General features: G+C 48.6%; 14 protein-coding genes. 9 read left to right on the top strand and 5 right to left on the bottom strand.

The features are described from left to right. The first annotated feature begins 171 nt into the window (after positions 1 to 171). The 3 genes from ACSHSR_RS03225 to prfH all read left to right on the top strand — a co-directional run bounded on the left by ACSHSR_RS03225 (position 172) and on the right by prfH (position 2,745). On the top strand, positions 172 to 519 hold the full coding sequence (locus ACSHSR_RS03225; protein ID WP_025011793.1) for a hypothetical protein: 348 nt from the start codon (positions 172 to 174) through the stop codon (positions 517 to 519). 427 nt (positions 520 to 946) lie between these two features. Continuing rightward, complete coding sequence (locus ACSHSR_RS03220; protein WP_479631240.1) at positions 947 to 2,110, top strand: RNA ligase RtcB family protein; 1,164 nt, start codon at positions 947 to 949, stop codon at positions 2,108 to 2,110. Further along, a complete protein-coding gene (prfH, locus tag ACSHSR_RS03215) occupies positions 2,110 to 2,745 on the top strand; it encodes a peptide chain release factor H (protein WP_208136175.1) in 636 nt (211 codons plus the stop codon). Before ACSHSR_RS03220 ends, prfH begins: the two co-directional genes overlap by 1 nt. A gap of 132 nt (positions 2,746 to 2,877) precedes the next feature. On the opposite strand, the gene ACSHSR_RS03210 is transcribed toward prfH, so the two are convergent. The 4 genes from ACSHSR_RS03210 to ACSHSR_RS03195 form a co-directional block, all read right to left on the bottom strand. Then, entirely contained in the window at positions 2,878 to 3,831 is a 954-nt protein-coding gene (locus ACSHSR_RS03210) for a tetratricopeptide repeat protein (protein ID WP_479631239.1), read from the bottom strand. A 60-nt stretch (positions 3,832 to 3,891) separates the two neighbouring features. Beyond that, entirely contained in the window at positions 3,892 to 5,193 is a 1,302-nt protein-coding gene (locus tag ACSHSR_RS03205) for a HipA domain-containing protein (protein ID WP_479631238.1), read from the bottom strand. A gap of 2 nt (positions 5,194 to 5,195) precedes the next feature. Continuing rightward, the gene (locus tag ACSHSR_RS03200; RefSeq protein WP_144128537.1) at positions 5,196 to 5,432 is read right to left on the bottom strand and encodes a helix-turn-helix domain-containing protein; all 237 of its coding nucleotides are present in this window, start codon (positions 5,430 to 5,432) and stop codon (positions 5,196 to 5,198) included. A 208-nt stretch (positions 5,433 to 5,640) separates the two neighbouring features. Next, a complete protein-coding gene (locus tag ACSHSR_RS03195) occupies positions 5,641 to 6,225 on the bottom strand; it encodes a cold shock domain-containing protein (RefSeq protein WP_208162672.1) in 585 nt (194 codons plus the stop codon). Positions 6,226 to 6,553: 328 nt separating this feature from the next. On the opposite strand from ACSHSR_RS03195, the gene ACSHSR_RS03190 reads away from it, so the two are divergent. The 6 genes from ACSHSR_RS03190 (at position 6,554) to ACSHSR_RS03165 (ending at position 12,420) form a co-directional block, all read left to right on the top strand. Then, positions 6,554 to 6,796 carry a hypothetical protein gene (locus tag ACSHSR_RS03190; RefSeq protein WP_335920492.1) on the top strand — a complete coding sequence of 81 codons (243 nt, stop codon included), beginning with the start codon at positions 6,554 to 6,556 and terminating at the stop codon, positions 6,794 to 6,796. A 602-nt stretch (positions 6,797 to 7,398) separates the two neighbouring features. Beyond that, positions 7,399 to 7,773 carry a molecular chaperone DnaJ gene (locus tag ACSHSR_RS03185; protein WP_107110451.1) on the top strand — a complete coding sequence of 125 codons (375 nt, stop codon included), beginning with the start codon at positions 7,399 to 7,401 and terminating at the stop codon, positions 7,771 to 7,773. Between the two features lie 31 nt (positions 7,774 to 7,804). Further along, positions 7,805 to 8,599 carry an NYN domain-containing protein gene (locus ACSHSR_RS03180; protein WP_479631237.1) on the top strand — a complete coding sequence of 265 codons (795 nt, stop codon included), beginning with the start codon at positions 7,805 to 7,807 and terminating at the stop codon, positions 8,597 to 8,599. Positions 8,600 to 8,660: 61 nt separating this feature from the next. Next, the gene (dgt, locus tag ACSHSR_RS03175; RefSeq protein ID WP_479631236.1) at positions 8,661 to 10,244 is read left to right on the top strand and encodes a dGTPase; all 1,584 of its coding nucleotides are present in this window, start codon (positions 8,661 to 8,663) and stop codon (positions 10,242 to 10,244) included. After that, positions 10,231 to 10,908, top strand: a complete 678-nt coding sequence (locus tag ACSHSR_RS03170) for a primase 1D-like protein (RefSeq protein WP_479631235.1) — start codon at positions 10,231 to 10,233, stop codon at positions 10,906 to 10,908. The genes dgt and ACSHSR_RS03170 overlap by 14 nt, the downstream gene beginning before the upstream one ends. Before the next feature lie 495 nt (positions 10,909 to 11,403). Continuing rightward, positions 11,404 to 12,420, top strand: a complete 1,017-nt coding sequence (locus tag ACSHSR_RS03165; protein WP_039034405.1) for an IS110 family RNA-guided transposase — start codon at positions 11,404 to 11,406, stop codon at positions 12,418 to 12,420. 626 nt (positions 12,421 to 13,046) lie between these two features. On the opposite strand, the gene groL is transcribed toward ACSHSR_RS03165, so the two are convergent. Next, a complete protein-coding gene (groL, locus tag ACSHSR_RS03160) occupies positions 13,047 to 14,687 on the bottom strand; it encodes a chaperonin GroEL (RefSeq protein ID WP_028780602.1) in 1,641 nt (546 codons plus the stop codon). Between the last annotated feature and the right edge of the window lie 36 nt (positions 14,688 to 14,723).

The following is a 14,723-nucleotide window of genomic DNA, read 5'->3' as shown; positions in this document are numbered from 1 at the left end:
TCAAACTGTTAGAGTCGCGGTTTAATTTATTATTCGCTTCTGCCGAGCCTGTGCCCTTGACACTGCTGTTGGCCGGAACTGTACCCCAGACCAGCGGCGCTTCGAGAGAATGCCACAGGGCGATCACAAGCCAGCACGGAAGTAGAACACCGAAAAAACGGAAGTTAGCTCATGAAGAATATAATAATCGCTATCGTTTTGACCGGCCTGATGGCCTGCAGTACTACCCCCAACACCATAGTCTTCGACGGCAGCAGTGCAGAGTCGACCCAACAGGATGTCATCAGACTCATGGCGCAGCTGAACTCCCATGACAAACAGGAATTTGTCATGGCCTTGTTGGCAATCCAACTGGCCGAGTTCGACACCCCATTGGCAGCGCTGAACCACTCGGATCGCAACGGCCAGATGGACTTCGGCCTGATAGGGCAAAAGATTAATGGTCTGGACTTTGAACAAGTACTTGAACTGGCACACAGCAAAAGTGACAAGGCCAAGCCCCGCCAACCGCTGCCTTAACCCGGCAAGTGAAAGCTCAATCTCGGCTTCTTGGTGTGGTTTCAAATCATGACTTTAAATCATGACTTTAAATCATAGCCTGAAACAATAACCTCTTTCTGCGGTCGGCTGCCCCGGCCGCAATCCCAAGCTGACGCACTTGCCATGGGTACTCGGCGGCAAATAAAGCTAAGTGAAAGCTAAGTGATTGAATTTATATTTGCCTTATGGCGGCAAACTGATTACCATGCGCCCGCATCGCTCACCATTCATTCACTGTAGAGGAGAAAACATCATGCAAAACACATCAACCTCCTTTGCAGGTCTTGTCCGCTAAATAGCAGAAAGCTATCCAACTGATTTAGTAGCTTTCAAGTAAAGCTATCGCTTCGGTCAACTGGCCTGCCAATACGTTTATCGTTTAAATCCTGTTTAAAGGAATTGGTCTATGGGCAGATCCGTCCAAAAACTTACTGAAAGCGTCAGCCTGATTGCATCCAAAGAAACCTGGGTAGAAGGGCTGGCAATACAACAACTGATAAAAACCTCTGAATTGGCCTGTATGCAGCACGTGGCAGGAATGCCGGATCTGCACCCCGGCAGAGGCTATCCCATTGGTGCGGCGTTTTTTGCCGTCAACAGAATCTATCCTGCCTTGGTCGGCAACGACATTGGCTGCGGCATGTCACTGTGGCAGAGCTCGCTGAAGCTATCCAAGGTCAAGCTGGATAAGATGGCGAACAAGTTCAAACTGATAGAACAGCCTCTGGATGAAACCTGGGCGCAAACAATTGCCGAGCGCAAGCGGGAAAAAAGCATAGCCATCACAGGCTTTGACCAGGCGCTTGGAACCATAGGTGCCGGTAACCATTTTGCCGAGTTTCAGGCGATAGAAACTGTCTATGACCAGGCGGCGCTGCAAGAGCTGGGGCTGGACAGCCACTATCTGCAACTGCTGGTGCATTCCGGCTCCAGAGGCCTGGGGCAGGCAATTTTGCAGGAACATATCCGCCGCTACAGCCACCAAGGCCTGAGTCCGGAAGATAGCGAGTTCAGCGACTATCTGGCCAAACACGATGAGGCGCTACGCTGGGCCGAGTTGAACCGCGAGCTGATAGCATGCCGCTTCCTGGAAGCGATCAACAGCTCTGGCAGCTCGGTGTTGGATGTGAACCACAATCTGGTATCCCCCAAGTGCATAAACGGAACCCAAGGCTGGTTGCACCGAAAAGGCGCCACCCCGAGCGATAAGGGTTATGTGGTGATCCCGGGATCCCGCGGCGACTACAGCTATCTGGTGAAACCCTGCGCCGCTGCGGGCAACGCCGCCGATATCAGCTTGTTTTCACTGGCTCATGGTGCCGGGAGGAAATGGCAGCGCGGCGAGTGTCAGGGCCGCCTGGCGCACAAGTTCAGCCGTGAAGATCTCTACCTCACCGCCCTGGGAAGCCGGGTGATCTGCGGTAACAAGACACTGCTGTATGACGAAGCGCCCCAGGCCTACAAAAAATGTGCGACTGTGGTTGGCGATATGGTCGATGCCGGTTTGATTGAGGTTGTTGCCAGGCTGCGCCCTGTGCTGACGTTCAAAACCAACGGGGAGTGCTGCTGATGATACTGCTGCAACTGTCGGCCGGAACCGGCCCGATTGAATGCTGCCGCGCTGTGGCCCTGGCGGTGCAAACCATAGAGCGGGAGTGTCAGGCGCAAGGCATAGGCTGCGAGTTGTTGGAGGTGACTCAGGCAAACGCTAAAACCGGCGTCGCCTGCTTCAAGTCGGTCTTGCTGCAACTCAGTGCCAATGATGAAGCCCGGGCCAAGCACTTGGCGCTGTCTTGGCAGGGAGCCATGCTCTGGAGCTGCCAAAGCCGCTTCAGGCCCGGGCACAAACGCAAAAACTGGTTCTTCAGCGGCCAGATGTTTGAGGTCAATGACAAGGCTCTGGATAAGCAAATCCACTTTCAGGCCTGCCGCGCCTCGGGCGCCGGAGGGCAGCACGTGAACACCACAGACTCGGCCATCCGCGCGACCCATATCGCCAGCGGCCTGTCGGTGCGGGTTGAAACCGAGCGCAGCCAACATGCCAACAAACGCCTGGCAACGGCCTTGCTGTTTCAAAAGCTGGAGGCGCTGAAGCAAGAGCAGATGAACCGGGAAGAGCAACAGCGTTGGCTACAACACTGGGAACTGCAGCGGGGCAATCCGCGAAGAAGCTTTAAAGGCGAAAAGTTTATTCCGCTCGACTAAAGCTTAGGTAAAGGAACAGGCCGGGAGCCGGGATTGGCGCTCGGGCCTGCTTTCTATCTGTCACTGCGGCTCTCTCAGCAGACTGCTCTCATTTAGACCAGTCAGTTGAGTCCGCTCAGCTGGGTCTATCAGTTACACCACCTTGAGCAAATCCATATTCTTGGCCAATGCCTGCATTCGCGGCGCCACAATTTCAAGGGTAAACAGCGCCGCCTTCTGACGGGCCGGATGGCGCTGGCTCGGCTCCAGCATGGCCTCAATATTACGGCTGCGCGCCACGGCAATATCAGATTCGGAGCACTGGCTGGCAACACGGGCCCAGACATAGGCCTCGGCCAAATCGCCCCTGGCTGCAAACAGCATGGACAAACGATACTGGGCAGCGGGCTCACCTTGTCTTGCCGCCATCAGATAACTGTCGATGGCGACCTCAGTATCGGCCGCTATGCCTATGCCATGCTCCAAACAGTAGCCCAGATTCAAGGCCGCCAGCTTATCTCCATGTTCTAGCCCCTGCCGAAAGCAGGCGACGGCCTCGGCAAAGCGCTGCTGCTCGGGAAGCTCAATCGGCCAATCTTCGCCATTGGCGGGTTCTCGCAGCAACATCAGCCCGCGGGCGGTAATGGCATTGGCAATGCCGCCCTGCTCCGCCGCGGTCAACAGCTCAAGCGCCGAGCGGTATTCGGGTTTGCCTCCCAGCCCCATCAGCTGCATCATCCCCAGATAATAGGCCACCGCCGGGTCCTGCTGTTTCTGCCAGGCCCTAAGACACCAACGCTTGGCACTGCCCAACGTCGATCCCACAGGTGTTACCCCGATACGGCTGAGGTTATGTTGAAACCAGGCCTCAAGCGGCGCCAACCCTTGCCAAGCCTCAAGCAAACGCCGATAGTGCCGTGGTTCGCCTTCTGCATAAATTGCTGCGCTGGGCGCATCCCAGTAGGTAAACAAGCGCTCGCTGCCCTGCTTATCCAACCAGCCCTGCATCATGGTCGGCTTACGCCGCGTCTCGACCAGCCACATACCCCCTAGGGTCAGCGCCAGCAGCACCACAATAAACAAAATCGGGCCAAGCTCTTGATCCATGTTTTGTATCCCTACCTTCATCAGCCAAACAGTTTCGATGAAACCATTTAGAAGCTATTTCTAAAGTTCCATCTCATTGATTTGGGGCGCAATATCCAAATAGCGCTCACACCTTGCCAATAACTGTGCTTTGTAGCTCGCCACAAACGCCTGCTCATCGTTATCCAATCCATTGAGCATTGTGATAACGCTGTCTATTTCTTGGCTTATTCTGGTCGCCATTCTGGTTAGGCTGTTGCTCACCAAGGCTCTGGGTAACCCTATATCCTCGCTGAACGCGGCCAATTGATAGGCGTAGATCTTGTCTGGGTCGAATTCATCATCAATCGCCATCGCCAGCTCTTGCTCAAATTCTTCATACAGGGCCACGCAAACCAAGTCATACCAAGGCGTAGGCACCATACCTGTCGGTGTCATGAAGAAGGAGTAGTTTTTACCATGAGCATCGGCGTTGCCACTCAGTAGATTAAACAGCGTCCACTGCAGCATATCCTGTTTGGCCGCCGCCGGATTAGCGCATTGCTCCGCAAGAGCAAACAGCCTGGGCAGGCTCACGCCTTCACGAATATCTCTGACATCACGGCCATTACCAAAATTTCGTTCGTATTTCTTATTCACACTAAAGCCAAGGGCTTGGCAGCTATCGATAATATGCCTTCTCTGCACCCGCTGTTCAGCGGGCAAATAACGACGATCAAAGCGTTCGACACACAATGATTTGTGCCGGCCAAAATGGCGGATCTCAACATTCGCGACATTCATGGCTATCGACTTCGCCAAACGCATAGTGAGAAACTCGTTGATGACTAAATGCCACTGCTTTTCGAACTTCAGGATATGGGTCGATGATAAGGCACCTTCACCGAAACCAAATTGCTTACCGTTGTAGAACAGATTCAGTTTCGACTGTACCCCGGCTACCGACAGCCTGGGCTTGCCATCCCACACCTCCATTGGCCAGAGCTCAGGCTCTTCCAGGCGTAAAATGATTTCATCATCACTGATTTCTCGAAATGCCGTCTGTGGCAGTTCAGTCCCCTTGGGAGAAAAGGCAACGGCACCGGCAGTATCCAAGCCTATGGCTCGGATAAGGGCAAAGGTATTGCCCCTGGATACACCAAGAGATTCGATGAGATAATCCAAGCCCCTGTTTTCGGGCAACAGGTTGCCGAGAAACATGGCGATCTGTGTGCTGCTTCCTGTGCCATCCAAAGGGATCATGGGTGATATGGGAAAGCCGTTTTGCTGCCAATCTTGGCTGTAACTGACGGCAAAACTCTCGGTGGCGGGATCGAATGACAACTCACCTATGATTCGATCACCAAGATGCATATCCAAGACAAGGTTTGCTGCTCCACTCATATCTAGTACCACCCGGTCGAATCAACATCAGGCTTGGGCTGCGCCAGCAGGCTGATCCCCAAACCATCGAGTATCTTGAAGACAGTAGAGATGTAGACATCTTCACCCTTCTCGACCCGGATGAAGGTTTTCTTGGTGACACCACAAAGCATTGCCGCCACATCCAGAGTGAGTGCCGCTTCTTTTCTACGGGCCTTAATTAAAGCGCCCAATGAATGTGGAGTTAATGGGGAGGCCATAAGATAGACTTAAAGTGTACTTTGCTACACTTTAGCCGTGTTTTAGGGCTGATTCAATATAAAAGTGTACTAACATACACTTTTATACTCTTGAAGACTCGACACAATAAAAAAGTGTACTTAAATACACTTTTTCATCCATTCAAGCCGAAAACGCCTTAAAAGTGTAGTTTGTTACACTTTCAAGACGCTGAAATAGCCTTGTTAGCTACTGTGGGAACAGACCGGCGATACCGGCGATAATGGCCGCCGGCAGGATTGCCACCACAGCCAGCACGGCGACGGCGCTGCCGAGGCAACCGGAAAGCTGGCTCTGTCTAGCCTTAAGCTCAGCCTCTTGTATCGGCCCAAAGGCCTGCTCAGCCGCCTGTATTCTTTGCTGCAACTGCCGCTCGGCAGCAAGGGCCATCTCTTTGGTGTCACAGGGCTGCTTTTCAGTGACCAGGGCCAACTCGCCCTTGAAAGCATGGCCGGTAAAGCGATAGTTGCCTTCGGAGAAGGTCTTCTTTTCAAACTCCAGCCCGAGCACGGCATTACAGCCACACTGCTTAGCCAGTTGCTCTATATATTGGCGCCCCTTGGCCGGATCTTTGAAAAAACGGGTCGAAATAGGCAAGCGCAACGCGGCATCACCATGCTTGGGGTTGCTACCCTTGGAGGTGAAGAAATTCAGCAGTCGCTCTCTTATATAGACCTCAGGAATACGGATCTGCTTGGCAGACAATCCTTTGGGAGTTGGCGTAGGGTCAAACTCGACCAGCACATTCTTAGGGAAGGTGCGAACAAGTCCCATGTGTGCTCTGCGTCGGCTTACGGGCTTGGATGCAAGGCGTGGTTCGCAGCAAATGGCCTAGTCCTTTGCAAGAAGCACAACACAGCAGACAGGTCTGTAAGCCACGCCCTTCGGGGCTTTCACAGCAACCGGCTTTCTGCGTTATCCAACTTCGACAGGCCCCGGCATGCCTTCAGTCAGATGCCTTGAACGCCAATTGCTGTGCAAGCCAGAGTGCCACGAGGACTTATTCGCACCTTCCTTACCTCATCACTCCTGTTCACCAGGGCCGAAACATGCAGAAAATAGCTTTCACCATCATCCCCATTGATAAAGCCAAATTTTTTAGATGAGACATACGAAACGACTTTTCCTTTCACTACACAATCCCGATAACTTTCTCTACGACTTCCAAAGCCCTATACAGCAACAGCCACAAAAAACCGCCGCAGCAACAGAACAGATTCAAGCAACCGATACTAACATCTCAACCCGGCAGCAACTGCTGCAACATCCTCAAAAACCAGTTAAAACCGTTCACTTTTCCCTAAAAATCATCGCCGTTCCCCGCCAGACACTTTTTGCCAGTTAACAGACCAGCAAAACCATTCACTGAAGCCGCTAACTCAAGCGGCCAACTCAAGCAGGCAACTCAAACAAGTCACTTAAGCCAAACAGCACAGCAAAACCCTATGCGGTAAAGCTTGTTTTTCACCGCAGCAATATTGTAGGATTGGCTAGGCTTTTAACAAAAAACCAACGAAAATCAATGCTTAAGCATCAGCTAAAGTGTGAACAACAATCAGGGATGGCAGCCGCTCTCACCCGAGTAGGCAAAAGGCAAGGACAAGCTTTCAACACCTCACCTCATCTACCTCCCTGACAAAAACCACTTTAACCGCAGTGCAACTTGTGACCTAAGCTAAGGTTTTGCCAGCCACAAATTGATAGCTTAAACGTTGTTTTAAAAGAATATTCAATATGAAAGAAACTGCTGTCTGATAGCCAAAATCAGGGGCGGTAGCGTCAAAATTACAGGTAATAGCGGCGCATTTCAGTGGACGCCAGTTGCCAAGCTTATTCCACCCACCTCAGTAGTACCTTGGCGCAATGGGCTCGCTCCCGACCTCGGAATAGCTGAACCCTAACCAAAAAATCAATCTTAGCGCTGTATTTTCAAAGGAATGAATCTAGATGCAAGACGTCAAAGTCAACCTATACGACTGCAAGCACTGCTCTGGTACAGGAACCTGCAGCAGCGGAAAAGATAACACCTCGTGTGAAGTCTGTGCCAAGAAGAATGAACTACCATTCTGGCGCAGACGAAATCAACATGGACTGCTTTGTGGTTCATGCGGTGGCATAGGAAAAGCAGAACCTTTAACAGAAAGAATAAACAAGCGAATAGCCCCTCTATTGGCAATTTATTTAGTTTTCACCCTATTGATTATCATCGGCGTATCGGCTCTATTTGAGAACAAATACTTCTCTGAAATACTTGCATTTTCAGGGGCGATTATAGGTTCGGTATGCGGTTTTTATTTCTCAGCAATCAAGAGCCAGAGTTAACTAACACTCAATAAAACCAAGTACTAACAACATGAAAGAAAGAGAAAAAATCGCCGTATTTATTGATGCCGATAATGCTCCTGCCCGAAAGTTCGATGTCATTTTGGCAGAACTGGCCAAACATGGTGTGGTAAGTATACGCAAAGCCTATGGTAACTGGAAAAGCCCGGGGCTGAAGCAATGGGAAGATATTCTGCACGAATACGCCATTCAACCGATTCAGCAGTTCGACCTAACCAAAGGCAAGAACGCTACCGACATTGCACTGGTGATAGATGCAATGGACATACTCTATACCAAGGACGTAGATATCATTTGTCTCATCTCCTCTGACTGCGACTTCACTCCTTTGGTCACCAGAGTGCTCTCAGATGGTAAAACCGTATTCGGCTTTGGTGAGCGTAAAGCCCCCACCGCATTCGTTAACAGCTGCTCCCGCTTCCTCTATCTAGATGCAGAACCCGAGGTCGAAATCGAAGTAGAAGTGTCTATAGAGCAAGTCACTGAACAAGCCACAGAGAAAGAGATTAAAACTGCGAATACAACAAAAGCGAACTCATCCCCCAAATGCAACCTCAAAAGTGACACGAAGCTAATTCACTTATTACGACAAGCAATTGAGGCAACCGAAGAGGACGATGGTTGGTCACGACTTGGCGCAATCGGCTCACATATTTCAAACCACAGTTCTTTCGACCAAAGAAACTACGGTTTTAAAAAGCTTGTAGACCTATTTGCAGCAATTGATCTATTCGAAATACGAAAACCAAATAGAACAATGGTTTTGGTCAGAGACATAAAGCGTGCAAAGAAGAATGAAAAATAAGATTGATTTAATTTCTTATTTAAGGTTACAACATAATACTCACTAATGAAAAGAACGACATATGGAAATACTAAATAAAATCGAACGCCATAGAACTTCAAGTGCAGATCATGATACGTTTCTATCCTCAACTCAAAGTGACAGAGCTAGGCTAATTTACTCCGCTGCATTTCGAAGATTGCAACAAAAGGCACAGGTATTTTCATTAGAAAGTAACTCGGCCGTACGTTCTAGACTTACACACTCAATTGAAGTCTCTCATATTGGTCGATATATCGTAGCTCGTATTTGTGAGAAGATGGAAAAATCAGCTTTATCTGATAGTATAAAAAAGTATTGGCGAGAAAATAGCCTCGCTATATCGAATGTTGTAGAAACAGCCTGTCTTATGCACGATATAGGAAATCCACCTTTTGGACATTTTGGTGAAGCGGCGATAACACGGTGGGCTCACTCAGAAAATGCTATTAATTGTCTTAAATCTGCAGTAAACAATGAATTTGAAGAAAATGAAGATCCATTAGAAGACTTCAAATATTTCGATGGAAATCCTCAAGGGTTCCGCATCATCACCAAGCTTCAAGGGGATGACGGCTATTATGGACTAAATTTAACCTATACTCAATTAGCAGCCTTTATCAAATATACACACAGCCCAAAAACCAAAAACACTATTAAAGACTCTCCATTCAGCAAAAAAATTGGTTTTTTTAACACTGAATCCAATATTATTATGGATGCTTGGAAAAAATTAGAAATGCCGATTAATACTAGACATCCTCTTGGCTTCTTGATGGAGGCATCTGATGATATATCTTATTGCATTAGCGATATAGAGGATGGTATTGAGAAAGGAATAATATTCGAAGAAGACTTTAAGGAGCATATATTTAAAGAAATTGAATCTATTCGTAGAAATTTTGGTAAAAAAGAAATTTTAGATTCAATAAGAGACAGCCTAACCCCTAATTATGATAAACCCACAAGCCCCTTCTTAAACTTTAAAACCTGTTTATCTAACTATCTAGTTAACTGTGTCGCCGAAACTTTTGTAAGAGAATATGATAGCTTTGTTAATTTTAAAAGAGCAGAAGAAATCATATCAGAAAATACGATCGAACACGCAATCCTCAAAATGCTAAAGGTCTACACTGGTAAACATCTTTTCAAATCTAGTGAAGCAGAATGTATGGAACTATCTGGTTTTGCTATTATTTCTGGTATTCTAGAGAAGTATCAAGCTTTACTAGGCCTAAACAAAGAGGCATTCTTGCATCTAATAAAAAATAATTTCGACGACATTAAGGATAACAATCTTCATATTCACCATAGGCTTTTCAATAGATTGCCGTTAAAGCACTTAAATGCATATAAATGTGCCATTATTGGAACTTCAATCCCAAAGTTAAAAACCAAACTGTTTTCTGAAACCTCGATTACAGATAACAGTAAAAAGATTAACCATTTAAATCAAGAGTTTGACAATTACTTTGAAGGTTGTTTTGAGGAAAAATTTAGAGACATCTCCCGTACAGAAGAGTGGACTTTACGAGCGCACCTTGTTATAGACTTTGTATCAGGAATGACAGACCAGTTTTCGATGGATTTCTTTCACATGCTAAAGGGTATAAATGTCAAATCTTAGTTCAGGCAATATACATGGAGTAAAGTTAAGCCGTCATCCCATAACATGGGTTGCTCAGGTACTTGCACCTTTGTCTAACAATAACGTTTCGATACAAATGAGCAAATATCATTATGTACCGCAATCATTCCAAGACAATCGATTTGTGTTTCCACTACATGTAGGCATGCTAAATGACAATGTATTGCTAGAGATGCTCATGTCACTAGAACCTGAGTATGAGCTAGCCATGCACTCAAGCATTACGGTAAATCACAACCTTTTCCATTTACCAATGATTGACTTCGGCTCAAAAGGATCCAGTCCTGCAGCTTCAGAAATACTTAAAGAGCTTTGTAGACATTGGAATTTAGGATTTAACATCTATGCAAGTGGTAGATCATTTCATGCTTATGGCAACCGCCTTCTTACCCATAATGAATGGATTCAATTTATGGGAAGCTTACTACTTTTAAACAAACCTAGTGGTTACAAACTGATTGACGAAAGATGGGTTGGACATCGAATAATGGCCGGATACTCAGCCTTAAGATGGAGTAAAAACACTTCTCACTATAAGAAATTCCCAACTTATTGTGGATGTCTTTCCGGTGCGCAATTCTCAATTGATGAAGCCGCCTTACCTTTACCTCCATATCTACCAAAGCCAACATTTTTTAAATAACAGTGTAAGTCATGCTTAGAGCAAAGAAATTTTCTAGAAATGTAGCTGCCTACCAATATCTTACAATCGTGTAGTGAAGTCGTTATGCAAGTAATCCAAATCTAAGCTAATAAAAGCCCCGATACTCTCGGCATCGGGGTGACCTTTCCCCCGAATTTAAGACCAGAAACAAAAGTCAGGACACCCAACAAAAGCCAGGACACCCACAACACTGTTGCTGTGTGGAGCCTACAGGGATCTATCTATTAGTAGGAGGGCGACGAGCCGAAAAGTAGAACCTGCAGCCCTATCCAAACCCAATACGCTCAAAGACTAATTCATCACTAGCAGATTGCACCAAATCACCCGGCATATGCGCATCAGTGACCGTCGCCAACATGAATGTTGGCGCCGAGCTTACAAGGATAATGGAATGGACCCATCCCCTTTTAACCGGCCTCGCAATGGGCCACGATGAAGTTGTTGAAAGTCATCTGGAAAGAGAATGGGTCCACTATGAAGATTACAACCATCGGTTTGGATATCGCAAAGTTGGTGTTCCACGCTGTTGCGGTCAACAAAGCAGGTAAGCTGGTGCGCAAGAAAATGCTTAAACGAAAAGAAGTACTCGGTTTTTTCGCTAAGTTGGAACCTTGCCTGGTCGCGATTGAAGCCTGTGGTGGCGCTCACTATTGGAACAGGGAAATTACTGCCCTTGGTCATCAGGTTAAGTTGATCCCTCCTCAATATGTCATTCCCTATCGGCAGGGAAATAAAAATGACTACAACGATGCCCTTGCCATAGCGGAGGCGGCTCAGCGACCAAACATGCGCTTCGTGCCCGCCAAATCTATCGAACAACAAGATGTGCAGATGTTGCACAGGGTTCGTGAGCGACTCACACAGCAAACCACCGCCTTGGTGAATCAGGTTCGAGGCATGTTGGCCGAATATGGCATCGTGCTGGCAAAGGGAAAAACGGCCTTTCGCAGTCAATTGCCCGACATTTTGGAAGACGGTGAGAATGCACTCACAGCCAAAGGTCGAGCGATTTTCCATGGACTGTATAATGAGTTTGTCGAACTTGAGAACAGGCTGAAAGGGTGTGAAAAGCAGGTATTGCAGGAAAATGCTGATAATCCTATCTGCCAACGATTAGGCACCGTCTTGGGGGTTGGTCCTGTCACTGCGACGGCATTTTATGCCGCTGTTGGGGAGGGGAAGGCATTTCACAATGGCCGCCATTTTTCAGCTTGGTGCGGTCTGGTGCCCAGGCAGCACAGCAGTGGCGGCAAGGATAATCTGCTGGGGATCAGTAAGCGAGGCAATGCCTATCTACGAACCTTGTTCATTCATGGTGCCAGGTCCATTTTGCGTCACTGCGAGCACAAAACCGATAAGCTCAGCCTGTGGGCGAAGGCCCTCGTGGAGCGTCGAGGCTTTAATCGCGCCTGCGTTGCAGTAGCCAACAAGCTTGCCAGAATTGCCTGGGTCATAGCGGCCAAAGAAGAAACGTATCGGCCGGCGACATGAAGCTTATAAATCAGGTTGTGAAGTAAGATAATGCCAACCTATCACCAAGTTGCGGTGACAATTGATTTGATGATGAGACAGTCAGACTGTTCTACTTAAAACCTGTTGAATCCATAGGCTCATCGTGAAGCCGCAAGGATGATGAGGAAAGTAGAAGCACATATCCATCAGGGCCAGATATTTAACTCAGTAACAGGCCGAATATATGGGTGCAATGAACTCTTCTCAAATTGAAATCAAATGTCTTGCAAACGGGATGGGTCCATATATGTATTCACAGCGTGTCACTGAGGTGCATATGCAGAAGGCCTGCGGCAGGCAATGAGTGGCACAATCAGCCGGAAGCCATTCCAAATCCAAACCACTCCCCCGCCCTCGGCAGAAACCGCTGAAATGGAAAAGGCCCGCGTTCGAGGCGTGGGTCTTTTCCTTTCTCGGAATAAGCAAAAGCCCCGATACCTTTGGCATCGGGGCTTTCTTTTTAAGTTCTAAGCTTCTGAGCTTAAGACCGACATTGCGTCTAGTGCAGGAAAAATCGTTTTAGAGCCAGGCATCTTGCCGCGAAGTTTAGTGAACTAAACGAGTGGCAAGATAACGCCGCTATAGACGATTTTAACCAGCTAGGATCACATCATGCCGCCCATTCCGCCCATACCACCCATACCGCCCATATCAGGCGCAGCCTCTTCCTTTGGCAGCTCGGCTACCATGGCTTCGGTGGTGATCATCAAACCGGCTACAGAGGCCGCAAACTGCAGTGCAGAGCGGGTAACCTTGGTTGGATCCAGGATACCCATTTCCAGCATGTCGCCGTAAGTGTCGTTACCGGCGTTGTAACCATAGTTACCGCTGCCGTTCTTAACGTTGTTGGCGACAACAGAGGCTTCTTCACCTGCGTTGGTAGCGATCTGGCGCAGTGGGGCTTCCATGGCGCGCAGGGCGATAACCACACCGTGCTTCTGATCTTCGTTGCTCACGTCCAGCTCACCAATCTTGGAGGCAACGCGAACCAGGGCAACACCGCCCCCAGGAACCACACCTTCTTCAACGGCGGCGCGGGTAGCGTGCAGCGCATCTTCAACGCGGGCTTTCTTCTCTTTCATTTCCACTTCGGTAGCGGCACCGACTTTGATTACCGCAACACCGCCGGCCAGCTTGGCCATACGCTCTTGCAGTTTCTCTTTGTCGTAGTCGGAAGTCGATTCTTCAACCTGCTGCTTGATCTGGGCAACACGGGCTTGAATTTGAGACTCTTCACCGCTGCCATCAATGATGGTGGTGTTGTCTTTGGTGATAACCACGCGCTTGGCGGTACCCAGGTCTTCCAGAGTGGCTTTTTCAAGCTCCAGGCCGATTTCTTCGGCGATAACAGTACCACCGGTCAGGATAGCGATATCCTGCAGCATGGCCTTGCGACGGTCACCGAAACCAGGCGCCTTAACGGCAGCCACTTTAACGATACCGCGCATGTTGTTGACAACCAGAGTCGCCAGGGCTTCGCCTTCAACGTCTTCGGCAACGATCAACAGTGGCTTGCCTGTCTTGGCCAGGCCTTCGAGGATAGGCAGTAGCTCACGGATGTTGGAGATCTTCTTGTCAACCAGCAGGATAAATGGGTTGTCCAGTTCAACAGAACCGGTTTCAGCCTTGTTGATGAAGTAAGGAGACAGGTAACCGCGGTCGAACTGCATACCTTCAACTACGTCCAGTTCGTTTTCCAGCGCCTGACCTTCTTCAACTGTGATCACGCCTTCTTTGCCCACTTTTTCCATCGCGGTAGCGATGATTTCACCGATAGACTCATCAGAGTTGGCAGAGATAGTACCTACCTGAGCGATAGACTTGGAGTCGGAGCAATCCTGAGACAGGGCTTTCAGCTCGGCAACGGCGGCGATTACAGCCTTGTCGATACCGCGCTTCAGATCCATTGGGTTCATACCGGCGGCAACGGCTTTCAGACCTTCGGTCACGATAGCCTGGGCCAGTACTGTGGCGGTAGTGGTACCGTCACCGGCAGCGTCGTTGGCCTTGGAAGCAACTTCCTTAACCATTTGCGCGCCCATGTTTTCAAACTTGTCTTCCAGTTCAATCTCTTTGGCGACTGAAACACCGTCTTTGGTGATCAGTGGTGCACCGAAGCTCTTTTCCAGAACGACGTTGCGGCCTTTAGGGCCCAGAGTCACTTTTACTGCGTTAGCCAGAACATTCACGCCCGCCAGCATTTTTACGCGAGCGTCATTGCCAAATTTTACTTCTTTAGCTGCCATGTTGATTATCCTTAAATTTTTCGATTACTTTGGAAG

Source organism: Shewanella sp. VK101, from assembly GCF_056497865.1.
This window is presented reverse-complemented; position numbering and strand designations above follow the sequence as displayed.

What these genes read in the sequence shown, in the direction of transcription:
- ACSHSR_RS03180 (WP_479631237.1), top strand. Translation starts at nt 7,805, where the DNA reads ATGAAAGAAAGAGAAAAAATCGCCGTATTTATTGATGCCGATAATGCT.
- ACSHSR_RS03165 (WP_039034405.1), top strand. Translation starts at nt 11,404, where the DNA reads ATGAAGATTACAACCATCGGTTTGGATATCGCAAAGTTGGTGTTCCAC.
- ACSHSR_RS03220 (WP_479631240.1), top strand. Translation starts at nt 947, where the DNA reads ATGGGCAGATCCGTCCAAAAACTTACTGAAAGCGTCAGCCTGATTGCA.
- ACSHSR_RS03210 (WP_479631239.1), bottom strand. Translation starts at nt 3,831, where the DNA reads ATGGATCAAGAGCTTGGCCCGATTTTGTTTATTGTGGTGCTGCTGGCG.
- ACSHSR_RS03195 (WP_208162672.1), bottom strand. Translation starts at nt 6,225, where the DNA reads ATGGGACTTGTTCGCACCTTCCCTAAGAATGTGCTGGTCGAGTTTGAC.
- ACSHSR_RS03185 (WP_107110451.1), top strand. Translation starts at nt 7,399, where the DNA reads ATGCAAGACGTCAAAGTCAACCTATACGACTGCAAGCACTGCTCTGGT.
- ACSHSR_RS03205 (WP_479631238.1), bottom strand. Translation starts at nt 5,193, where the DNA reads ATGAGTGGAGCAGCAAACCTTGTCTTGGATATGCATCTTGGTGATCGA.
- ACSHSR_RS03200 (WP_144128537.1), bottom strand. Translation starts at nt 5,432, where the DNA reads ATGGCCTCCCCATTAACTCCACATTCATTGGGCGCTTTAATTAAGGCC.
- prfH (WP_208136175.1), top strand. Translation starts at nt 2,110, where the DNA reads ATGATACTGCTGCAACTGTCGGCCGGAACCGGCCCGATTGAATGCTGC.
- ACSHSR_RS03170 (WP_479631235.1), top strand. Translation starts at nt 10,231, where the DNA reads ATGTCAAATCTTAGTTCAGGCAATATACATGGAGTAAAGTTAAGCCGT.
- groL (WP_028780602.1), bottom strand. Translation starts at nt 14,687, where the DNA reads ATGGCAGCTAAAGAAGTAAAATTTGGCAATGACGCTCGCGTAAAAATG.
- dgt (WP_479631236.1), top strand. Translation starts at nt 8,661, where the DNA reads ATGGAAATACTAAATAAAATCGAACGCCATAGAACTTCAAGTGCAGAT.
- ACSHSR_RS03225 (WP_025011793.1), top strand. Translation starts at nt 172, where the DNA reads ATGAAGAATATAATAATCGCTATCGTTTTGACCGGCCTGATGGCCTGC.
- ACSHSR_RS03190 (WP_335920492.1), top strand. Translation starts at nt 6,554, where the DNA reads ATGAGACATACGAAACGACTTTTCCTTTCACTACACAATCCCGATAAC.